Origin of the sequence: Streptomyces sp. B21-083 (assembly GCF_036898825.1) — a bacterium.
Taxonomy (GTDB): domain Bacteria; phylum Actinomycetota; class Actinomycetes; order Streptomycetales; family Streptomycetaceae; genus Streptomyces.
Genome location: NZ_JARUND010000001.1, coordinates 1,146,765 through 1,169,729 on the forward strand (window position 1 = coordinate 1,146,765; position 22,965 = coordinate 1,169,729).

A 22,965-nucleotide genomic window follows, 5' to 3' on the forward strand; every position below is an offset into this window, starting at 1 on the left:
CGGGACGCCGCAGCGCGATGCAGCTCACGCACCGCACATCCCGACCCACACCCCCCGCATCTCACGTACTTAGGTTCACGCATGCCCCGACGCACCCTCGCCCCTGCCCTCCTCCTGCTCGGGTCGCTCGCCCTGACGGCCGCCTGTTCCACCGGTTCGACACCGGCGGAGTCCGCGCCCTCTCCGAACGGCCCATCCCTGACCGGAAAGAACGACACCGGCACCCAGGTCGACCTGACCGAGCTCAAGGGCGTGAACATCGTCAGCGACAGCAGCACCGACCGCTCCTGCCCCTGGGCCACGAGCTACCCGGACGTGCCCGGCGCCGACGCGATGACGGTCGTCATGAAGAAGCACGTGGAGGGACGTCTCTCCGGCTTCCTCGGCGAGGACATCGGCGGCCCGCCGAACTGCGGTGGCGCGGACGGGTCGGAGGGGCCCGAGCTGAACGTCAGCTTCTCGTTCCTTGTGGCCTCCGGCGACGTGCTGGGCGTCCGGCTGGCGACGGTCGACCGTACGTCGAACGCGGACGGCCTGGACACCAGGGCGTACTGGTACGACGGCGCCGCCAAGAAGTACCGGCCTTCCCCCGCGCTCATCGCGGACAACTCCCGGGACGCCTTCGTCGCGGCCCTGAAGACGCGCCTCGAGAAGCGGGAAGGAGTCACTCCCGACACCGTCGACGCGGCGCTCGGCGACCAGGAGGGCCGCGACGCCTACCTGGACGACATGGCCTTCAGCGCCGACGGCGATCTGAAGGTGGACTTCGACCGGGGCACGGTCGGCGTTCCGCCGGCCGCCCGCATTTCCGTCACCCTCCCCGAAGCGACGGTCACCCCGTGGCTGTCCGGCTTCGGCAGCCGCGCCCAGAAGCAGACCACCGACCCGGACGACAAGCTCGACCTCGGCGCCACCCACACCCCCGCCCCGTCCGTCTCCGCGCAGCCGGACCCGGGCGCGGACACCACGGACTGCTCCAAGGCCAAGTGCGTCGCCCTGACCTTCGACGACGGGCCCGCCGCCCCCGAGACGGGAACGCTGCTCCGGTACCTCGCCCAGTTCAAGGCGCGGGCGACCTTCTTCGTGGTCGGCCAGAACGTCGCCGCTCACCCGGACATCGTGCGCGCCGAGATGAAGTCAGGTCACGAGGTCGCCAACCACTCCTGGAACCACCCGGTCCTCACCAACCTCACCCCCGCCCAGGTCCGCTCCCAGCTGGAGCGCACCACCGCGGCGATCAAGGCCGCCACGGGCAAGGAGCCGACGCTCTTCCGGCCGCCGTACGGCGCGATCGACGGCAAGGTCCGGGCTACCACCAGCCTGTCCCCCGTCCTGTGGGACATGGACACCCTGGACTGGAAGTCCCACGACCCGGCCGAGGTCGCCAAGACAGTCATATCCCAGGCCGAACGCAACGACGTCGTCCTGATCCACGACATCCACCCCACCTCGGTCGCCGCCGTCCCGGAGATCCTGCGCGCCCTCACCGCCCGCGGCTACCACTTCGTGACGGTCAGCCACTTGCGCGCGACCCTCTGAGCGGCCCGTGAGGCAGCGTCACGTTTCCGGCCGACGTACCTCGCGGACTGCCTTACGGGTCGGACAGTCTGCGAATGACCTACGTGTCCTCCGGGACGGGGACCGAATCGGCCCAGGTCGCCATGGCGTCGAGAACGTCGCTCAACCCCGCACCGAGGGGGGTGAGTTCGTACTCGACGCGCGGTGGGATCTCCGCGTAGGTGGTGCGGGTGACGATGCCGTACGTCTCGAACTGGCGCAGTCGGCTGGTCAGGGTGTGGGGGCTGATGCCGGGCAGGGCCTGGCGCAGTTCGGTGAAGCGGTGGGTGCCTTTGAGGAGTTCGCGCACGATGAGGGTGGCCCAGGGGCCGTTGAGAAGGGTGAGGAAGCGAGCCACACCACACTCGGGAAGGCAGGGATTGGTCACTTTTCGACAGTAGCCCATTAGTGCAGTTGATGTAACCAGTACATCCCATGCACTAATAGCCGCATGACCTACGTGATCCATGGCGCCACCGGCGCCCAGGGTGCCCCTGTCGCCACCACTCTCACTGCCGCGGGCAGGTCCGTGACCGCGCTGACCCGCAACCCCGACGCCGCCGTGGACGGCGCACGCGTCGTGGCCGCGAGCTACTCTTCCGCCTCCGACCTGACCGACGCCTACCGAGGCGCCGACGGGGTGTTCGTCCACCTGCCGGTGGGCGCGGAGGAGGACCGTCTGGCCTTCGCGAACAACATCCTCACGGCTGTCCGTGTAGCCCGGCCGGGCCGCGTGGTGTTCTCCACCAGCGGTTTCGCGATCGACTCAGCCACCGGCGGCGGCGCCGCGACGCTGGCCGCCGGCCTGGCGGGCAGCGGGGTGTCCCATGCGGTGATCGCCCCCGAGCTGTACCTCGAAAACCTGCTCATGCCGTACGTCATCGATTCGGTCCGTGAGCGCGGCGTGCTGCCGTACCCGATCCGGGCCGACTTCCCCGTCTCCTGGGCATCCCACCTGGACATCGCCGACGTCACGGTCGCCCTGTTCGAGCGCCCGGACGTCACCGGCGTGGTCTCCGTCGGGCAGTACCCGGCGGTCACCGGGCCCGACCTGGCCGCGGCCTTCGCCACCCGGCTCGGGCGGGACGTGGTCTTCGAGCCGATCAGCCTGGATGAGTTCCGCACGTCCGTGGCACCCCTGATCGGCGAAGGCCCTGCCGCAGGCACCGCGGAGGCATACCGCGCCATGAGCGCGATGCCGGGTCGCTCGATCACGCCGGAGAACTCCGCCCAGAAGCTGCTGGATGTCACGCCCCGGACCACGACGGAGTGGCTGGCAGACATGGGTCTGTGACAGGGCAGGCGGCGCCCGTCACCGCAGGAGCACCGATCTGACATCAACCCGCACAGTGCTTGGAGGATTTACTTCCAAGACTGTCGGCATTTCCTCATCCTGTGCGGGGTGCCCACCGGTGAATGCACCGGACCGCCACACCACGCGCCGCCCGGGTGGCCCTGTCATGACTGAACTACCTACCGACGTCGCAGCAGTCTGTGGGCCTGAACGGTATGGCTCGCAGCCCACGGACCGCTGATCCATCCCGCCCGACCAGCGAGCAAGTGACTCTCCATCAGCACGGCGCAGATGGCCGCCGCCCGGCGAAGCCAGCCGGTGCAACTGGAGGCGGGCGGTCGGGTCGGTGTCGTGGTCGACGACGACCCACGGTGACACCGGTGCCCAGGACCCACCGAAGTCACTGCACAGCCTCAAGACGCGATCACCGAGTGGCCGTTGACACACCGCGTCAGCGGGCATGGGGCATGGCCTTCGGTGCGGACCGTCGGACAACGGCCTCGCCGCCCGAAAGAGATCAACGGGAATTTCCCGAAGCGGGACGAAGTGCCGTCCCGCTCTTCGACTGTTCCCTCACTGCCCGCCCCTGCAGCGATCACAGTTGCCCCTACTCCTCTCACTCACAGTCCATGGGCGGCGCCCACATCTCACCTCTGCATGGACCATCGGGCATCGCGGTCAGCCGGGTTGCCGTTGGCCCGTTCCGGTCCACGACGCAGATCCGGGGCTGGGCGGAGGCAGAGCCGCAGAGGGGGCACCGACGGGCCGGTGTCTCCCGCCTACCTTGCCACTGTCACTCCTGGGCGCCAGAAGTCAATCGGCCGCCGGTGCCCCCCGCGCCAATCATTGCATAGTGCAAACTGAGACCACCAGCCCCCGATCAACTCCCGCACACTCAGGTGTTCCAGGGCTCACGCTGCCCGCGAGCACGCTTCCGTGGTCAGCCAGGAGCTTGGCGTGGCGGAAGGGGCCTGAGTATGCCGAGGCGCTGCAGTTCCACGATGTGCTCTGCCGTGCGCCGCGGTGCTTCACCGCCGTTCACCAGGACACCCGCCTCGATGTTGCGCCGTGCGGCGGACTCGGTCAGGTTGGCACTGCCGAGCAGGAGAGTGCGACGGTCGGCGACCGCCAGCTTGGCATGCTGGCGTGAGCGGCCCCGTTCGGCCGGGTCCCGCGCCCTGACCCACAGCAGCAGGCCGGGCACGGACGCGAACGCTTCGGCCGGCTCCCTCCCCGAGAGCAGACCGCCAGCACCGGCCAGGGTCTCGACCACGACGTGCGTCCGCACGCCCCTGCCCGCGGCCTCTGTCAAAGCCCTGGTCAGGGCGGGATACGGACGAGCCGCGTAGGTCATCGCCAGCAGTTCGTGCCGCGCCTCGTTGATAACCTCGACGAGCACCTGGGCGGTTGCGCGCACCGGTACTGACGGTGTCGAGGGACCGCTCCACACGGTACGGACTTGGACCCTCTCCCGGGCCTGCCGCGCGGCGGCGACATAGCCGCGCACATAGGCAGCCGCCTCGGAGGCAGGCACCGACTCCGACTCCATGGCGTCGTGCAGCGCCGCGACCGCCTCGCTGACTCCCGGTGTCGCCAGTTCCGTCAGTATCCGCTCCCTGGTGCGTCCCTGGGCGAGCAGCCCGGCGAGGTCCTTGCTGCGAGAGAGGCCGAGGGCCGCGACGGCGGTCTCGGCAGCGCCCTCGAACGCGGGTCGGCTCACGGCAGCAGGCCGACCGGCGTGAGCACCGGATCCTGCTCCCCGTTCAGCGGAACGAGGAAACGACGGTCCAGGAACCGGTTGCCGCGTTCGCACGTGGTTTCCGACACGAAGAGGCAGACATGGCACGCGGCCCCGTGGAGGAAGTCGGCCGGGTCCTGCGGCAGGCGCTCGGCGCACAGCGGGTCCGCAGAGCAGTGGCGGGCGTCGGTGAGGGCCCGGCGCACGATCCGGTCGAACTCCCGCTCTTCGGCCAGGGACACCAGGCCTCCCAGGGTGCCCTCGGAGTCCGGGACGGCGGTGTAGATGAGGATGCCGGTCCTCGGGTTCTGTTCGTCTCCCGCGTAGATCCGTTCCGCGAGCGAGGCGGAGTTGTAGCCACACTCCAGGGCGATGGTGCGGATCAGCAGGTGGGAGAGGGTGTGCAGGGCGATGTACCGCGCTCCTGGCCAGCCGTGGTGGGGGTCGAACTCACTGGTCTTGCGGTCCGACTTCCGGTTGGCGCGGAATCGTGCGTACGCCTGTCTGTGCGCCTCCATCTGCGGTGACTTCTCCATACGGGCGGTCCACTCGGCCACCAGACCGTCCCGCACGCGCAGGAAAACGCCCTCGCCGCGCACCTCACTGGCCGGTACCCAGTTCCGGATCCCACGGGACAGCTCGACGCGGGTGGCGATCTCCGGCGATTCCGGGTCGGGCGCGTCGAGCCGGGTGAACCCGATCAGCGCCCGCGCCTCGCGCAGTCGCTCGACCTGCCTGATGTCGGCGAAGAACTCGCTCAGGCGGTCCGGCACGGGCATCTGCCGGAGTGCGAAATCGTCGCTGGGGGCGGGAACGGGACCGGAGAGCGCGTCCCATTCGGGTCCGAAGAGGTCGGCTTGGACGTCGGGCGCGGAGGGGGCCTGCCCGGTGGTTCCCTGCTTGCGGGCCGTGATCGCCGCGACCACCGCGTCGGCGTCGAACTCCTTGAGGAAGGTGAACTTGGGCATGCTCGCCATGAAGTCGAACTGCCCTCGGTCCCCGACCACTTCGAGGTCGGGCCAGTGGTCGTCCAGGAGTTTGCCGATGTCTCCGCCCTGCGCCTTGGGGAGGGCCAGGGCGGAGAGGGTGAGCGGGAACCACTGGTTGGACGCGCCCGCCACCATGAGGACCGGCTCCTGGTCGCAGCCGTTCGTCTCATAGGTGCCGAGATGTGGATGCCGTCCACGGCATCGGGGCAGGTTTCGCCGGCCTCGTTCGCCCATGGCTTCCCGGATGTTGCGCTTCACTCCGCAGGCGACACATTCGATGGTGACGTTGGCGGCCTGATTGCCGCCATGGTCCTTCATGCGCAGTTTCGGGCGCGGTGTCTTGCCGCAGGTCTGCCCACGGTGCACGTATGCGGTGTACGGGAACTCGTCGAGATGGCCGGCGGTGCACACGAGGGTGAAACGGGCAGCCACTGCCAGCGGCTTGCCCCGCTTGCAGTCGTGGACGAACTTCGCCTCGTGCGGTGTCCGTGGGTTGGCGTTGACGAAAGCGAACTCGCCCGAGTCGATCGCGGCCAGCACATTGCACGCGGTGCAGCGCAGCCACTGCGGGAACGGCGTGACAGGCACTCCGGTCCCCTGTGCCGCCCAGCCCGTCGGGTCCGTGTCGGCGCCCTCCAGCCAGGGAGCGGCACGCAACTGCTCGACCTGGCCGCGTCCATAGCGCTGGAGCGACCGGTTGACGGCAGCGCGAAGCCGGGGCTCGTCGATGTCGTAGTCGGTGACTCCGGAGTGACTCCAGGAGTCGATTCCCCGGATCAGGACGGAGAAGTTGGGCAGGTCGACGAGGGCGCCGACGCCGGCGGTGAACATGAGGTGGCTGGGCCGTACGGCGCCGACCCTGCGGTTGCTGCCCGGGCTGCTCATCGCTGTGCCTTCCTTACCGTGTCGGCCGTGACGGGCCCGTACTCGTCGCTGTCCACGGTGCTCGCCGTGTCCGGGTCGGAGTTGGTCCCGGAGGCGCCGAACGCCCAGTCCGGTCCGTCGCCCGAGGGCTCTTCCAGGAAGGCGCCGCCACCGGGGAGAAGCAGGTTGATCTCGTTCTCCGTCTCGCGCATCGACATGCCGACGGTCAGTTCGGTCCACCGGGATCCGTCCGCCCGTCGCAGCAGGCCGTTCACGACGGTCGTCTTGTGCTTCTCCTTGCGGTAGGCGAGGGCCGAACTGCTCTCGTCGCGTTTTCGGCGCCATTCGTCCTTGAGCCGGTCCAGACGTTCGCTCAGGTACTGGCGGGGCCGGTCGCCTCCCACCCGTTCGGCGCGTTCGAGAAGCCGCCGTTCGACATCCTGGGCGAGCGGTCCGTCGAGGTCGACGTCATGGGCGTCGAGGTTGCGGGAGGAGTCGTAGGTTTGATGGCGCAGCGCTGCGACATAAGTGGCGGCGACACCCCGGTCGAGCGCGCGGCGCGTGTACGGGGTGACTGACAGGGCTTCCACCTGACGGTAGAACGTCGCGTGATAGTGCTCGAAGTCCTCGTAGTGGGCCAGGTCGCGGGGGCGTGCCCAGTTGTAGAGGGTCACCACCAGGCCCGGACGGGCGGCGTCGCGACCAACACGTGAAGACGCCTGGATGTACTCGGCGGTGTTCTTGGGCTGGCCCACGACAAGCATCAGGCCGAAGCGGGAGACGTCGACACCGACCTGCAGCATGGAGGTCGCGAGGACGACGTCGACGGCCTGTCGAATGAACGGCGTCATGGACGCGCGAGGTTCGCGCTTGTCCTTCATGGCGGCGGCGTACTCACGTAGGAAGGCCCGCCTGCGCACCGAGGTGTCCCGCTCCGGGTCGAACTCGATCTCCAGCCGCTTCAGGGCCGCGCCGATGTCCGACGAGGAGATGCGTGAAGTCAGTTCCTGGATGCTGAGCATCCCCGCTCTGCTCACGATGCGATCCGACAGCGTGTCCTGGCCCTTGCGGCTGCCGTTGGACCGCACTCGGGTGGTGATGTCGTCGTCCATGTACCGCCGCATGCCGGCGAGTTCACGGGTCGCGTTGAAGTAGCCGACGAGCGTCATGTACGGATCCGCCGGCCTGCCGTATTCGTCGAAGAGCTGCTGCGCCGCGAGCAGCAGGATCTCCGCGACACGGATCTCGGCGGCCTTGAGCCGGGTGCCGTGCGCGCATACGCCAAGATAGCGGCGGCCGGGGTTCTCCCGGCTCAGCTCCACCTGCCGGGAGAAGAAGGTGTCGCCGACGTCCAGCACCTGGGGCGGGAACACGGCGACCTTGCGGGCGAAGACACCGCGCACCTGGTCCGCGGCCCGCTTGGTGGTCGCGGTGGAGGCGACGATTTTCGGACCGGCTTCGTGACGTCCTCCGTGCGCGTCGGTGAAGCTCCACGTGCACAACTGGTCGACGGCCGATTCGAAGAGGCCCACGGTGGTGCCGAGGGCTCCGGAGATCAGATGCAGCTCGTCCTGGATGATCAGGTCCGGAGGTCGCAGGCGGGTGACCGGCTGGGCGGTGACGCCGGGCAGGTCGCCCCTGGCGTTGTGGCGGCCTCCGCAGCCGGTCTTGGCATCCAGGTCGTCGTGGCGGTAGCCGTGGCGGGGGCACAGCTCGGTGACCCTGCCGAACAGCAGGCCGGAGTAGCCGTTCCACGGGAGCTGGGCGAACTTGTCGACCGTGGCGATCAGCAGCGAGGGGGCCAGTCGGTAGATTTCCTCGTCGACGGTCAGCACGGGGATTCCCTCACCCGGCGCTTCGCGACGGGAGAACGGGCAGCGTTCCTCTCCCTCGCCGCGAGGGCAGTACAGCAGGACTCTGCGGCGGCCTTCGTCGTACTCCATGTTCGAGCGGGCGGTCAGGCCGCTGCCGCACCAGGGGCAGGTGAGGACCTGCAGGACCCGGGCGTGCTTGTCGCTGGCGTTCTCCTTGGCTTCGGCGATCTGTTCCTTGGCCTCGTCGAACCAGTTGGGTGAGACCGCGGTGCCCACCCAGAGCCCGATCCGGAACGGGGTGGGTCCCCAGCGCCGGTCCCGCTCGAACTCCTCGCGGCGCAGGACTTCGCAGGCGCTCACCAGGGCGGCGGCACGCTGGAACTGCTGGGCGGTCAGCAGCCGCAGGGTGTAGCGCATGAGAACGCCCACACCCGCCTCACCGCTCCGGGCTTCCGTACCCGAGCCGATGGTGCCTTGGAGGCGCCTCAGCGCGAAGGTGTAGGCGGCGAGTCCGAGATACGCCTCGGTCTTGCCGCCACCCGTCGGGAAGAACAGCAGGTCGACGAGGGCCTCACGGCCGGTGCCGCGGTGCGGATGTCCGGGCTGAGTCAGGGAGTCGATGTTCAGCAGGACGAAGGCGAGCTGGAACGGACGCCAACTGGCTGCCGCCTTGCCCTTGCCGTGAACCTCCTCGTAGGCCTCCTGGTAGGACCGGGAGTCGTTCTCGCGGCCGGCGCGGGCGGTCGCGATGGCCGTGTTGCGGCGCTGATGGGCCATGGCCCGGTTGGCGAACCGGAAGGCCAGCAGCGCCGTCTCGTCGGCCACGAGCCGGTCGATGCCGAGGGTGATGCGGTCGCAGACCTCGAGCGCCTGCTCGATCGCGGTCTCGGCCGGTTCTCGCAGGTCCTCGGGGAGTGCGGCGGCATTGCGCCGCTGCTGCTCCAGCCACGTGCCGTACCCGTCGGCCAACGGGGCCAGAGCGGCGCTGAGTTCTGCCCGGCGGTCGGGCACGGCGAGTGCCGCCAGCTCGTCCATGCCCAACTCCAGCCCCTGGAGGAGATCCTGTTCCTCGAGTGCCGGCGCGGTGGTCGCCCTGACGTCGTACTCGGGAAGCCAGACGGTGGTCAGACGATGGGCGTTACGCTCTCCGTCGCGGACGTGGGCGTGCACGGCTACGTTGCGGCCCTTGGCGTGGCTGAGGCTGTCCCGGTAAAGGAGGCGAAGTCGCCGCTCCTCGGCATCCTCGGGCACGTTGTCGTGGGTCGCCGGGTCGAGAGGGTCGTCGACCGGCAGGAAGACGGCTGCCAGGTCGTCGGGAAAGGCGGTGACGTCGATCTCGGTCTGGAAGAGCCAGTGCGCGTCGCGCGCGTCCGCGCTGTCCTGCTGCCGGTTCACCAGGGCCAGTTCGACTATGCGCAGGTCCTCGGCACCCGTACGGCCTGTGTGCCGGCGTACCTGCACATGGAGGACGACTGCGGCGCCGTCGAGGGGAACGACGCGGTCGGCTCCGTCGGTCACGTCGATGTCCACCGGACGCTCGACGGGTTCACGTGACCAGACCCTGCGCGTCGTCCCCCGTTCGGTTGCCTCGTCCGACTGGGTGTAGCGACCCCAGCGGACGGTGGCGCTGAGCGTGCCGACGGAGGCCGGAGCGGTGAAGGACAGCCCCATGGAGGATGCCCAGATGTGTCCGGCCGCCTGGGGGCTCAACCGGTCCTGCAGGTCGCTGTCGTCACCTTCCTGCTCGTCACCCGACTGCCCATCCGCACCCTGGGCGGCCGCAAGGGCGATCCGTTCCGCGGTGACGGTCTGGGGGCGCGGGCCGAGCATGCCGACCAGGTACCGGTCACGGGGACCGGAGGAGGCGCTCGGCAGGCTTTCCGTGTCACCGTCCCAAGGGCCCAGCAGATCCCGTCGGATGTAGTGCACGAGTGCGTCCCGCACCGCATAGGAATCCCCGGCAGCGAACGTCTGGGGAACTTCGTCGAGCGGGTGCGGAACAGCGGCCTGGGCGGGCTGGGCCGGCATGCGAGGGGTCCTTTCGGACAGGGCCATCGGAGCACGGGCGTGCACCTGTGGTGTGGCAGCACAAGAAATATAGACCCGTTGACTCAGTTCACACAATGAATTCGAGAGGTCCGTCGCTCCGCGTTCCGTCAGTCTCTAGGCTGGTGCACGCCCTTTGCGCGCCCGCCGCCTGTCCGCGACCCGAGGACTCCCATGCCCCGTCTCGCCCTCTCCGACGACTTCGTCGCGGATCTGATCTCCCTGCAGAGACCTGTCCAGAAGGAGGTCAACGACGCGATCCAGATGTTCCAGAGCCTGACCGTGCCTCAGCTCCACGCCAGTAAGGGTATGCATCTGGAGAAGCTCGAGCGGGCGCGCGACCCCAGGATCCGTACGATCCGGGTCACCAAGTTCTACCGGGGCGTTCTCCTCGCCCCGGACGACGGCAGCGAGTTGTTCACTCTTCTCAGAGTTGCGCCCCACGACGAGGCGATCAACTGGGCCTGTAAACGCGCCTATTCGGTCAACGGCGCCACCGGAGGCCTGGAGGTTCGCAATGTCGAGGCACTCGAACAGATGGAGACCTATTTCGAGACGAAGGTGGTGCAGAGCCCGGCCCGGCTCTTCGCGTCCCACTCCGACACCGTGCTGCGTGACCTCGGCATCGACGAGCAGGTCCTGCGGCTGGCGCGGGTGTGCGTCACCGCCGACGACCTGACGGTCATGGCACCCCCCATGATGCCTTCCGATCAGTACGAGGTACTGGAGTACCTTGCGGCCGACTACTCGCCCGAGGACGTCTGGGAGCAGCTGATCGCCTCACGAGGGCAGACGGTGCGAACGGCGCACGACCGGCCGGCCGTCACACTCAGTGAGGCGATCCTCAACACGCCCAACCGCATAGTGGAGGTCACAGGCCCCGGGGAACTCGAGCGGATCCTCACCGAGGACTTCACCCGCTGGCGCGTCTTCCTGCACCCCGCCCAGCGCCGGTACGCCTACCACCCGGGCTTCAACGGACCGGCTCAGGTGACGGGCGGCCCCGGCACCGGCAAGACGGTCGTCGCCCTGCACCGGGTACGCCACCTGCTGCGGACCGGACACGACGCCGATCGGATCCTGCTCACCACGTTCACCAACGCCATGGCGGCCGCCCTGCGGGACAGTCTGGCCCTCCTGCTCGGCGATACGGACGCGCACCTTCTCGAGCGTGTCGACGTCACGACGGTGGACTCGCTGGCCGCCAGGGTCGTCCGGGAAGCCAGGGGCAGCTCGCCGAAGCCGCTGTCGGCGGCAGCGGAGAAGAGCGCGTGGGCCCGTGCCACCGCGCGCGAGGACCTTCCCTGGTCGGAGCGCTTCCTGTCCCAGGAGTTCCGAAACGTCGTTCTGGCCCAGGGGCTGCGGACGCCCGAGGAGTACCTGAGATGTGTACGCAGCGGACGCGGCACACAGGTGGGTCGAGTGCAACGGGCCCGGCTCTGGCGGGTCATGGAGCGGTTCACGGCAGACCTGAACTCCCGCGACTCCGCGACGTACACCATGGTGTGCGACCAGGCCGCCCGGATTCTGGCCGAGCAGGCGCCACGCCACCGCCATGTCGTGGTGGACGAGGCGCAGGATCTGCACCCGGCCCAGTGGCGGGTACTGCGTGCCTGCGTGGCCGAGCAGGCGGACGACATCTTCCTTGTCGGCGATCCTCATCAGCGCATCTACGACTCCCGGGTCTCGCTGCGGTCCCTGGGTGTCAACGTGCGGGGGCGGACGTCCCGGCTGCGCCTCAACTACCGCAGCACGGAGGAGATCCTGCGCTGGTCGGCGTCCCTCCTGGACGGTCAGCCGGTGGGCCGTCTCGGTGAGGACGACGAGGACGACGGCGGCCAGGACTCGCTGCGGGGTTACCGTTCCGAGCTGCACGGCCGCGTCCCGGTGGCTCTCGGCCACGGCAGCCAGGACGACGAACTGCGCGCGCTGGTGGCGCAGATCCGTACATGGGTGGACCAGGACGGTGTGAAGCCGTCCGAAGTGGCGGTATGTGCCCGGTTCAACACGCTGGTGGACGCCGTCATCACCCGCCTGCGCCGGGAGGGCGTCCCCGCCGTCGCGGTCAAGGACGACCCGGGGCCGTCGGTGTCGGGCGTACGCGTGTCGACGATGCATGCCATGAAGGGGCTGGAGTTCCGCTGTGTGGCCGTCGTCGGCGTGACGGCCAACGCGCTGCCGTTCGCTCCGCAGGTGACACCGGCCGACGAGGACGCCGCGCAGCACCGCTCGGATCTTCTGGCCGAGCACTGCCTGCTCTTCGTGGCCTGTACGCGGGCACGCGACGCACTGGCGATCTCCTGGAGCGGTGAGCGGAGCCGCATGCTGGACCCCGTCACCAGCTGAGGCACACCGTGCCCTGTCCCTGTCCCCGCGGACCGAAAGGCGGGTGCGCGGGGACAGGGACAGCGACAGGGCCCGTCTTTGTCACAGTGCAGCGGCAGCGATCAGACGCGAATCTCCCGCACGACGACCGTGCACGACCTGCCCTGGGACGCGTCGTACGAGATCTCGCGTCCTGTCGGCTGCCAGGCCAGGGCGTGGCCGAGAGGAGAGGAAGGCGAGACGATGTCGGCCTCCTCGGTGGGAAGTTCGGCGAGCGTGTACAGAGTGTCCTCGTCCACCTGACCGTCGAACTCCAGGCGGAGCAGCGCGCCTGGAATCACGACGTCGGGGACAGCCGCTTCCCGCCCGACGCCGACGGAGTCGATGAAGGTCCGTAGGAAGGCGAGGCGCTTGGTGTGCCGGTCGCGCTGATCGGCCTGGGTCTTCCTGAGGAAGATCAGCTGGGCCGCGTCCACTCCTTCGGGGGTCTCGTCGGGAGCGTCGGCTGCCGCCTGCAGTTGCTGCACCTCGCGCACCAGCCGCTGGAAGGCCGCGGCCGGGATCTCCCGGACCGGCAGGGGACTCGGCGCCGTCGGGCTGGACAGGGCCGACCGCGCCGAGCCCTCGGACGTTACGTCGTGCGCCGCCGGGCCCGTCGGCCGTACGGCGGGTGCCGCCTCGGGCACCGTCGCCCCGGCCCCCTGTGTGGGAGCGGCCCCGCTTTCCGCGGTCATGGCACGCAGCCATGTCGGAGCAGGCGTCGACCGTCGGGCCGGTCCCGTCAGGGATTCGCGCGGGTCCGTGCCCCTGGGCGCGAGCACCGCCGCCGGGCCGGCCGCAGGTCCGGTCGGCGCTTGAGTTCGCGCCGCATCTCGGCTCGCCGCCGCCCGGCTCGAGGCGCCCCGCTGCGGCTCTTGGTCCCGTGCCTCGTCCCGGCTCCCCGCCGCGTGGCTCGAGGCGCCCCGCAGCTCGGATGGCACGCCCTCATCGACCACGCCGGCGTCGCCGGCCCCTGCCCAGGCCGCATCGCCGGCCCCGCCCAAGTGACCCGCGCGGGCAGTGTCACCGGACTCGGCCATGTGTCCCGTGCGGACCATGTGACCGGCCGCGCCCACGTGACCCGAGCGGGCCATGTGACCGGCCTCGCCCACGTCCCCCGTCACGGCCGGATCACCGCCGTCCCCCACTCCACGGACCGGATCCACCTCGCCGGCCGGGTCCGCCCCACTGGGCACAGCGCCGTCGGCGCCGCCGGAGATTTCCGGCTCACGCCCGACGGGTTCGATGCCAAGCCGTTCCAGCTCGGCCCACAGCGGGGCCAGCGCCTGCTCGCGGTCGAGGTGGAAGCGACTGCCCCGGATCCGGACGAACGTCCAGTCGACACGTTCCAGGTCGCGCTGCCTGGCTGCCGCGGTGGAGGCGTCCTCCCCCTCGGCGAAGGCGTCACCGTCGCAGGCGACCGCCAACCGCCGCGTCCCTCCTTCCACGACCAGGTCGATCGTGTGGCGTCCCACCTTGTATCCAGGACGGACCCGGTGGCCCCGCGTGGTCAGTTCCAGGTACACCTGCTGCTGGAACAGGCTGTCGAACGCTTCGTGCCGGACGTCGGGCAGGACCCCTCCCTCGACCGTGACGACGTCCTCTTCCGCGGGACGGGTGAGGTGATCGAGCCACCGTCTGCGCAGGTCGTTCTCGTGGAACTGTTCGGCCCGCGCGCTGTGGAACACCCACAGCTGGTCCTGGGCACGTGAGGCCGCCACGTTGAGGCGCTGCTCGTAGGTCTTGCCGTTGAAGCCGCCCGGGACCGCTCCCGCCGCCGTGGTGGCCGAATTGACGCACGAGATGAACATGATGTGCCGCTCGTCGCCCTGGAAGTCCTCGGCGTCACCGACCCGGATGCGCCGCTCCTCGCGCTGCTCGTAGTCGAGGCGCTCGGCGAGCAGGTTCTCCAGCTCCGTCAGGTGCCCCTTGCTCGCGCGAAGGCTGATGACGCCCATGGTCTTCCCGTCGTAGGCGGGGTCGGCACAGCAGCGCACGATCGCGTCGACGAGTGCCTCCGCCTCGGCGACGTTGGCCAGCCGGGTGCTGGCGCCGACGGCTTCACCGGTCTCGACGTACACCGTACGGACCGGGGGCAGCCGGTCGGCGCCGTACTGCCGCAGGGGCAGCAGATTCCGGTTGTAGCAGAGGTCGTTGGAGAAGGAGATGATCTCCGGCATGCACCGGAAGTGCTCTTTGAGCATGAGCGTGCCGCGGCCCGCCGAGAGCGCTTCCGTGAGGTCGAAGAAGCTGGACTCGGGGCCGAACAGGCTGCGGACGTCCGGTTCCAGAGCTGTGAGCAGGCGGTCCCTGAGGTGGAAGTACTCGTCCTGCTTGAGGCCGACGTTGGACGGGCTGACCTGTTTGCTGTCGCCGACGACGACCATCCGGTCGGCGAGCCAGCTCAGCAGCATGGCCTCCAGGCCGGACTGGCTGGCCTCGTCGACGATGACGACGTCGAACAGACCCGGCCGGTCCATGGGTACCGTCTCCGCGACCTGGTGCAGGGGCATGATCCAGGCCGGCACCGCAGTCTGCGCCTTACGCAGGGCGGCCTGTGCGTCACGCCGGTAGCGGTGCTGGTACTTGCCCTTGATGCGCCGTGCGGCCTGCTGGTAGGCGCTGAGTGCCCGGGACTGGTCACCGGTGAGCAGTCCGAGGCAGCGGTGCCAGGCGCGGGCGGCGGCGAGCCGCGCGAGCATGATGCGGGCCTCGTCGTCGGCCTCCGTCAGCTTCCGGCGCAGGGCGCGCTCGGCCTCGGGATCGGTGAGCCGTTCCATGCGGTCACGCCACGCGGACCAGGACCAAGCCTCGGTGAGCGAGGGCAGCCGGGCGTCCCAGGCGCTGTCCTCGGGTGTGCCGGTGATCCGCTCGGCGAGGGCCGGGAACGCCTCGCGGACATGAGCTAGGGCCGCGTCCTGTTCGGCCCGCAGCCGGGCGGCCTCGCGCACCTCGGCCATCTCGTCGCTGAACGCGCGGTAGCCGTCGGGGTCACGGTCACGGACCGTGCCGAGTGCGCGTACGACGGCGGGCGACACGCCGGGCCGGTCGCTCCAGGCACGCAGCAGTTCCGCGGTGTCCGCGATGACCTTGCGCGACTGCTCGGCCGCGCGCAGGGTAGTTGACGCGCGCAGCAGGGTACGTACGGCGTTCTCGACAGACGGGTCGTGCCAGGTGGCTACTGCGAGTGCCGGGGAGGTGGCCGCGGCGGTCAGGACGTCGGTGCGGGCGGCGGCGAGGGCGAACAGCGCGTCGAGCACCTCCGCGTCCTGTCGCAGCCGTGCCAGGCGCGGTCCGTGTCCCTGCCACGTGGCGACGGGCGTGCCCCACTCGGACTCCACCTGGGCCAGGCGCAGTTCCAGCTGAACGCGGGCGAGGACGACGGCCGAGGTCGGGACGTCCTCCGGCGCCCGTCCGTCGACCCGTACCTTCTCCGCGAACGCGCCGGCCGTCTTCGCCAGCTTGGAGCGCATACCGAGGGGGCCGCGCAGCTTCTGTCCCTGACCGAGGCCGTCGTGCAGTGCGGTGACCTGGGCGAGCGCCGTGGCCGGGTCGTACTGCTCCAGGCCGCTGACGATGGCCGTGCCCAGGACGCCGCGCGAGCTGTCGGTGGCCGTCAGGGTTTCGGCGACGGCGGCCCGCCGGCTGCGTGCCTGCCAGTCCTGCCCCTCGGTCACCTGTCTCAGGAGGCTCGTGGCCCAGTCACCGGCCGCGGCGGCGAGGGCCGCGGCGCGGGCGCGGGTGGTGGAGAAGGCGTCGAGCGCCGAGGACAGCCGCTGCTGTTCCCTCTCGTCGAGGCTCCTCACGGCCGTGTCGTACTGCGCGCACAGCGGGTCCTGGCGCGCGGCCGTGTGTGCTTCCCCGGCCGACCGTACGATGCGTACGGCCTCCTCGAAGTTGCCGGGGCCCGCCAGTTCGGAGGGGCCGGGCACCTCGGCCGCGAGGGCCTGGTGGTGCGGGGTGTAGACACGGGTGGTGTGCAGTAGCCGCAGGGCATCGTCCGCGCTCAGGGCCGACTGTTCCTGCGGGACCGGGCCGAGCCAGTCGTACCGTCCCGCCTCCTCGGTGAGGCGCTCGGCGATCTCCTGCAGGCTGCCGCTGTAGTCGCCGATCTCCGCCTCGAAGCGGTGGGTCTCCTGTTCGCGCAGTACGGCGAGGTCGCGCAGCATGGCCTGCTGGGCGGCACGGGCCCGGGCGAGGCGGGTCTGAAGGGTTTGGATCCCCTTGCGGGAGGCCTTCTCGTCGTAGCCGGCGTACTCGCCGAGGATTCGCTGCACGGATGCCTCCAACTCCCGCTGGGCGGCCGCGCCGTCCTCCGTGCGGCTCACGCACAGGTCGCGGACGGACTCGGGCAGCTTGTCCCGCAGCACGCGCAGGGCGCGCGGGGTGTGGCTGGTGATGAGGACGCGTTTGCCCTGGGCGAGCAGGTCGGTGACCAGGTTGGCGATGGTGTGCGTCTTGCCGGTGCCGGGCGGCCCCTGGACGACGACGAGCCGGTTGGCGCGCAGGCGTTCGGCGATCGTGCGCTGCTCCTCGTTGGCGGGCAGCGCGAAGTACATCTCGTCGCCGCCCCGCGCCGATCCGTCGTCCTCCGCCGCCGCGAGGTCCGCCGCGGTCAGCGCGCCGTCCCGGCCGGCGATGTGGCCGAGCAGCGCGGTGGGCGGCGTGCCCGCATCGATCTGCCGGGCGATCTCCTTGAGGGCGTCCATGGTGGAGCGGCGACTGCGCTCACGCAGGACGAGCGCGGGGGCGAGTCCCACCTGCGGGACATCGAGGCTGCGCGGCTTGGCGCGCTCGACGGTCGGCGCGTAACTTCCGGCGCTGTGGGCGGCGTTGACCCAGCTGCGCAGGGCGGTGTGTACGGCGTCGAGGTGTTCGGGGTCGGTCACGTCCAAAGCGCCTTCCAGCACCTCGCCGATCGTCTCGCGCACGGCGCCCGGCACGTGCTGGGCCCCTTCGAGCATGCCTTCCTCGAGTTCCAGGCCCGCGCCGGTGGGGTCGGGGGCGGCGGTGAGCGTGCCGGTGGACGGGTCGAGCTGGATGGTGGCCCGGTGCGTGATGAGGTGCCGTTCCACCCTCTGCCCGGTGGACGTCTGCCAGGTGAGTCGGCCCAGCCCGAGCACGAGTTCGTACGCCTCACCGAGGGCCGCGGCGTCCTCGTGCATCTTGTGCAGCTGGTCGTACAGCCTGACCATGGCGTCGATCGCGCGGCGCCGTTCCGCCCAGGCGAGCCATTCCTGTTCCCAAGCGGCGTACAGCTTCTCGATCTTCTCCCGCTGGGGGTGTTCGTCCAACTCGTGGTAGGTCTTGCCGAGCGGGATGCCCCGGGACCAGTCGGGGAACTCGGGTTCGATACGCCGGCGCAGGTGCGGGGCGCGAGCCTCCTTGAAGTCACGGATACGGCTCTCGTCCACCCAGGGCGCGAGCAGGGTTTTCGGGTGTGGCGCGTCCTCGCGTTCGGGGCGGGCGACGGTCAGCCAGGCCGCGTCGTCCCCCGCGAGAGCGCCGTCGACCATCACCTCTACGCCGTCGTCGTCCGGCAGTTCGTCGAACCACACGGCGCCGGCCGCCCCGTCGAGCGTGCGCACGGGGCGCGTCTTCGACTCCTCGGCCTCGGCGAGGAACCGGAAGATCTGCCGGACGCGAGCGACGTCCAGGCCGTCGGCGGAGATCTCCGGGACCGGTGTCCGTGCGGCCTGTCGCCCGAGGCCGGTCGGCTGGGCCGGGACGCCGTCGAGCCCGGCAGGTGCGCTCGCTCGCTGCCCATGCTCGGCCGACACCGCGTGCCCGGCCCCGGTCACGGTCTCCGGTGCGTCGTCCGGTTCCGCGAACAACGACTGCTGCCGATCACCGAACAGCACGGACTGGTCGAACGCGACCGGTACGGGGCGCTCGCCGACGACCGTGGCGGCGGCCGACGCCGTGCTGAACGTGACGCTCCCCCGGTCACGCCCCGGGAAGCGGACCTCGATGTCCAGGTCACCGGCGGTGCCGGCCGGAATGCTGTAGGCCCACGTGGCGGAGACCCGGCGCCCTGCACGCAGGGTGCCCTGGAGCTCGCCATCGAGCACGTCGCTGCGATCATCCCGCACCTGACGGCCTGTCTTGCCGTACGGCCCTCCCCGCACCAGCAGGGTGACGCCATCGAGGTCCAACGAGCGCCCGGTGCCGTTGCTCACCGACAGGGTGCACCGCACCAGGTCGTCACCCTGCCGGTACCCGTGGTTGTCCTCGGCGTTCGCCAACGCGTGGGGCCCGACGTCGTCCACCCGCACGTACAGACCGTCGTCGTACTGATAGACGGAACCGACCGGTCGCAGATTTTCGCCCGGCCCGCGCTTGTCCTGACTCACACGCCCACCCCACCAGTGCCTTGAGGGCCATCCGGTGGCCCGTCCGGTCATTCGCTCCGACCACCACGAGTCCGATCACGAGACGCCCCCCGGCGCACGAACTCCAGTGTGAACTGAGCACACATCGCGAGCGTATCAGCAAACCCGGACATCCATGACGCCCATCACGCACAGATCGCCACCAATGAGCGATCACCGCCAGCACGGCGAGCACCGACGGACCTCGACATCACCTTCACATCCGACACTCTCTTCGAATTTCGCCGTTGACTTAGTTCACAATGCACGCCAAGCTGTTCTCGACGTCAGCCTAAAGGAAGGTAAAGCTGCCATGCACATGCAAGTGGTCGACGTGTCGCCCCAGTTGGCGACCGAGTGGCTCGCCCGCAACACCAGCAACCGGCCGCTCAGCAAGGGCACGGTTCAGCAGTTGGCCGCTCAGATCCAGCGCGGGGAATGGCAGTTGACGCATCAGGGCATCGCCTTCGACGAGGACGACGTCCTTATCGACGGACAGCACCGTCTTGCCGCCATCGTCAAGGCGGGTGCCACCGTGCCCCTGACCGTCACGCACGGTGTGCCGCGCACCGCGTTCACCGTGATGGACACGGGCCGTAAGCGCACCGGCCGGGACGCGCTGGCCCTCGCGGGGGAGGCCAACGCGACCCACCTGGCGGCAGCCCTGCGTGGACTGCACCTGTACCGCAGCGCCCCCAACTCCGCGTGGAGCGGCGGCTCGTCGGTCACGAGCAACGACCAGCTCCTGAACCTGCTGGGCGAACACCCCGGTGTCCGTGACGCCCTGCACCACGGCATCGCGCTGAACCGGGGGTGCCGTATCACCGTCACGGCCGCGACGATCGGCTGGTACGTCACCAGCGGGGCCCGTCCCGACATCGACCAGTCCGACTGGGAGGCGGGGGTCGTCACCGGTGCCCGCCTGGAGCCGGGTGACCCACGTCTGACATTGCGCAACACGATGCTCAATCTCGCTCTGGGCAACGCACACCGGCGCCGCGACGACTCACGCGAGCACCTGCTCTATTACCTCAAGGCGTGGAACGCGTGGGTCGAGGGCCGCACGATCAAACTGCTGCGCCGCTCCCCCAACGAGACGATGCCGCGCATCTCCAGCAGCTCAGCCCTGACATCGGCGGACAACAGCGCCTGACAAGGCATAGATTCGGCGGACACCTGCACGTGCACGGGGCCCGTCCTGTACACCCGGACAGGGAAAGACGCCAGGGAAAGGGACGCACATGCGCGCCCAGGAAATCACCTTCCTCAAGCTCGTCCAAGGGGACAAGCAGTTCCAAGTGCCGCTCTACCAACGCACTTACAGCTGGCGCAGGGAGCAGTTGCAGCGCCTCTGGGAGGACATCGGTGAACTCGTCGACCAGCATCTGGCCGGCGATCCCACGGCGCCGCATTCCTCGGCTCCGTGGTGCTGGCACCCGGACAGATCCAGGCGGGCGGCGTGCAGAGATGGCTGGTGGTGGACGGACAACAGCGCCTGACCACACTGATGTTGGCCTTCGTCGCGCTGCGCGACCACCTGAAGGAGACGGGTGACGCACGAGGCGTGGACCGAGTCCATCGCCAGACCCTGGTCAACGAGTTCCACGAAGGTCCGGACCACTACCGGCTGCTGCCCACGCAAGCGGACCGGGAGGCATACGTCTCCTGTGTCCAGTCCCGGGCGGAAGCCGGCGGAAGCGACAACGTAGGGACTGCCTACCGCTTCTTCCGCGGTGCGCTGGCCGAGGGCCACGAGTCGGGTGACGAGCGATGGGCCGCCACGGTCGAGACGGTGCTCAAGGACCTGCTCTCCATCGTGGAGATCACCGCGGAGCCGGGCGACAACGTGTACCGGATCTTTGAGTCGATCAACAACACGGGTGTCGGGCTCAGCCAGAGCGACCTTCTGCGCAACCACGTGTTCATGCTGTTGCCCAAGCGAGGCGAGCGGATCTACGAGGAACTGTGGCTGCCAATGCAGCAGAGCCTCGGCCCGAAGAACCTCGAACTGCTGGTCTGGCTCGACCTGGTCGTACGCGGCCACTACAAGACCAAGCAGAGCGAGATCTACCGCGAGCAGCAGAAGCGGCTCCAGCCGCTGGCCGGCGACGAGGCCGCGCTGCAGAGCGAGATCGAGCAACTCGCCGGGCGAGCCCAGCGATTCCTTCGGATCATCGAACCCGCGCGTGAGCCGTCCCCCGCTCTCAGGGCGGTCCTGGAGCGCCTGGCCGCCTGGGGCGGACAGACCCACTACCCGCTCACGCTGCACCTGCTGGACCTTCTCGACGCCGGCGGGACGACCCCGGAGGACACGGCCCAGGCACTGGGTTACGTCGAGTCCTACCTCGTACGGCGTCTGATCTGTCAGACGCCGACCACCAACCTGAACCGCATCTTCATGGAGGCGCCGAAGGAGCTGGAGACCGACCGGTCAGCCGCCGAGGCCGTGCGGCGGTTCCTGTCGGGCCGGCGCCGACGCTGGCCGAGCGACGAGGAGCTGCGCGAAGCGGTTCGCGCCAAACCGTTCTACTGGTCGGGCCGCCCGCCACAGCGCAGCTACATCCTGCGTCGCCTGGAGGAGAGCTACCGCGCCTCCGAGCCCGTGGACTTCGCCAAGGCGTCCCTGAGTGTGGAGCACGTCCTGCCACAACGCCCGGGTCCCGCGTGGTTCGACCTGCTCGCCGAGGAGACGGAGCCGAACCAGAGTCCGCAGGAACTGCACGACCTGCTGGTGCACACGCTCGGCAACCTGACGCTGACCGGTGACAACGCCAAGCTCTCCAATCACCCCTTCGAGCGCAAGCAGCAGATCCTCGACTCGAGTGCCCTGCGCATGAACCTCGAGATCTCCTCGGCACCGCGCTGGGGCAAGGCACAGATCCTGGAACGTGCCGACCGTCTGGCCGACCGCGCCGTGGAACTGTGGCCCGGCCCGATCGGCGGGATCAAGCCGACCGGTGAGGAATCACCGGGCTGGGCCGAGCTGCGGGCCGCGCTGGTGGCGATGCCGAGCGGCACCTGGACGACGTACGGCGATGTCGCCGAGCTGATCGGCAGCCACCCGGTACCCGTCGGAGCCTTCCTGGGCGCCAACACAACCGTGATCGGCGCCTATCGCGTACTCACGGTGGAAGGCAGGATCTCCCCGTCGTTCCGCTGGGCGGACGGCAGCGACCGGCCGCCGCCGCAGGAACTGCTGGCCAGCGAGGGCATCCGCTTCGACCCCCTTGGACGGGCCCACCCTTCCCAGCGTCTGTCCGCCGCCGAGCTGGCCACCCTGCTGGGCAGGGACGTGGCGCAACCCGCCGCACACGACCCGCTCCCCGAGGGGGAGGACGAGGCGGCGGCCGAGCGGTTCCGCGCGCAACTGCGGGAGAACTGGCCCGACGCGTACGCCGGAGTCGTGACGGCCCTCGACTTCTGGCGCCGCCAGGGCGGCCATGTGACCTACGGCCGGTACGAGGAGACGAGTTGCTTCCCCACACTCGATCTGGGGTCCAACCGTCGGTATCACTTCATGTGGCCCGTCGGGATCTACCCCGTCAGCGGGACGGTCGAGGTGGTCTTCCAGTACCTCAAGACCCGCAGCCCCTTCGACGACACCGAGCAGCGCCGCGAACTCCTGAACCGCCTGAACAAGATCGACGGCATCGACCTGCCAGAGGCGAAGCTGGAGCTGCGCCCCTCCTTCCCCCTGAGCGTCTTCGCGCGACACGGCGACGAGATCTGCGAGGTGCTGGACTGGTTCGTGGGGGTGGTTGCGCTGGACCTGGCACGGCGGGGCTGAAGGTGTGTCGCGTTCTGTGCCCTAGCGACTGGCTGTCGCAGAACGACGGCCAGCGAGGCACCCAAGCCATGCTCATGCCGACTGAATTCGCCGCTGGAGTGGCGGGCGAGCTGCTCCCTCTCCACAGACACCGAGGAAAGC

General features: G+C 69.6%; 9 protein-coding genes and 1 pseudogene. 5 read left to right on the forward strand and 5 right to left on the reverse strand.

The window, feature by feature from the left end:
• Positions 1-81 precede the first annotated feature (81 nt).
• Positions 82-1,539, forward strand: coding sequence for a polysaccharide deacetylase family protein (locus tag QA861_RS05165; protein ID WP_334587016.1), 1,458 nt, complete (start codon positions 82-84; stop codon positions 1,537-1,539).
• 79 nt (positions 1,540-1,618) lie between these two features.
• On the opposite strand, the gene QA861_RS05170 is transcribed toward QA861_RS05165, so the two are convergent.
• A complete protein-coding gene (locus tag QA861_RS05170) occupies positions 1,619-1,945 on the reverse strand; it encodes a winged helix-turn-helix transcriptional regulator (protein ID WP_334587017.1) in 327 nt (108 codons plus the stop codon).
• A 63-nt stretch (positions 1,946-2,008) separates the two neighbouring features.
• Between QA861_RS05170 and QA861_RS05175 the strand changes: the two genes are divergently transcribed.
• A complete protein-coding gene (locus QA861_RS05175; RefSeq protein ID WP_334587018.1) occupies positions 2,009-2,851 on the forward strand; it encodes an NmrA family NAD(P)-binding protein in 843 nt (280 codons plus the stop codon).
• 940 nt (positions 2,852-3,791) lie between these two features.
• On the opposite strand, the gene drmC is transcribed toward QA861_RS05175, so the two are convergent.
• Genes drmC through drmA form a run of 3 tightly spaced genes read right to left on the reverse strand, consistent with a single transcriptional unit; the run spans position 3,792 to position 10,284 of the window.
• The gene (gene drmC, locus QA861_RS05180; RefSeq protein WP_334587019.1) at positions 3,792-4,571 is read right to left on the reverse strand and encodes a DISARM system phospholipase D-like protein DrmC; all 780 of its coding nucleotides are present in this window, start codon (positions 4,569-4,571) and stop codon (positions 3,792-3,794) included.
• Entirely contained in the window at positions 4,568-6,463 is a 1,896-nt protein-coding gene (drmB, locus tag QA861_RS05185) for a DrmB family protein (RefSeq protein WP_334587020.1), read from the reverse strand. The genes drmC and drmB overlap by 4 nt, the downstream gene beginning before the upstream one ends.
• Positions 6,460-10,284, reverse strand: a complete 3,825-nt coding sequence (drmA, locus tag QA861_RS05190; RefSeq protein ID WP_334587021.1) for a DISARM system helicase DrmA — start codon at positions 10,282-10,284, stop codon at positions 6,460-6,462. The genes drmB and drmA overlap by 4 nt, the downstream gene beginning before the upstream one ends.
• Before the next feature lie 192 nt (positions 10,285-10,476).
• On the opposite strand from drmA, the gene QA861_RS05195 reads away from it, so the two are divergent.
• Positions 10,477-12,648: a UvrD-helicase domain-containing protein gene (locus tag QA861_RS05195; protein WP_334587022.1), complete on the forward strand. Its 2,172-nt coding sequence runs from the start codon at positions 10,477-10,479 to the stop codon at positions 12,646-12,648.
• Between the two features lie 101 nt (positions 12,649-12,749).
• Here the strand turns inward: QA861_RS05195 and QA861_RS05200 are convergent, their stop codons facing one another.
• On the reverse strand, positions 12,750-19,019 hold the full coding sequence (locus QA861_RS05200; protein WP_334587023.1) for a PDDEXK-like endonuclease domain-containing protein: 6,270 nt from the start codon (positions 19,017-19,019) through the stop codon (positions 12,750-12,752).
• Between the two features lie 331 nt (positions 19,020-19,350).
• On the opposite strand from QA861_RS05200, the gene QA861_RS05205 reads away from it, so the two are divergent.
• On the forward strand, positions 19,351-20,190 hold the full coding sequence (locus tag QA861_RS05205) for a hypothetical protein (RefSeq protein WP_334587024.1): 840 nt from the start codon (positions 19,351-19,353) through the stop codon (positions 20,188-20,190).
• A gap of 88 nt (positions 20,191-20,278) precedes the next feature.
• Positions 20,279-22,824: pseudogene (locus tag QA861_RS05210) on the forward strand (GmrSD restriction endonuclease domain-containing protein).
• Positions 22,825-22,965: the final 141 nt, after the last annotated feature.

Coding starts and splice junctions, on each gene's coding strand:
- QA861_RS05175 (WP_334587018.1), top strand. CDS start 2,009: ATGACCTACGTGATCCATGGCGCCACCGGCGCCCAGGGTGCCCCTGTC.
- drmB (WP_334587020.1), bottom strand. CDS start 6,463: ATGAGCAGCCCGGGCAGCAACCGCAGGGTCGGCGCCGTACGGCCCAGC.
- QA861_RS05195 (WP_334587022.1), top strand. CDS start 10,477: ATGCCCCGTCTCGCCCTCTCCGACGACTTCGTCGCGGATCTGATCTCC.
- QA861_RS05205 (WP_334587024.1), top strand. CDS start 19,351: ATGCACATGCAAGTGGTCGACGTGTCGCCCCAGTTGGCGACCGAGTGG.
- drmA (WP_334587021.1), bottom strand. CDS start 10,284: ATGCCGGCCCAGCCCGCCCAGGCCGCTGTTCCGCACCCGCTCGACGAA.
- QA861_RS05165 (WP_334587016.1), top strand. CDS start 82: ATGCCCCGACGCACCCTCGCCCCTGCCCTCCTCCTGCTCGGGTCGCTC.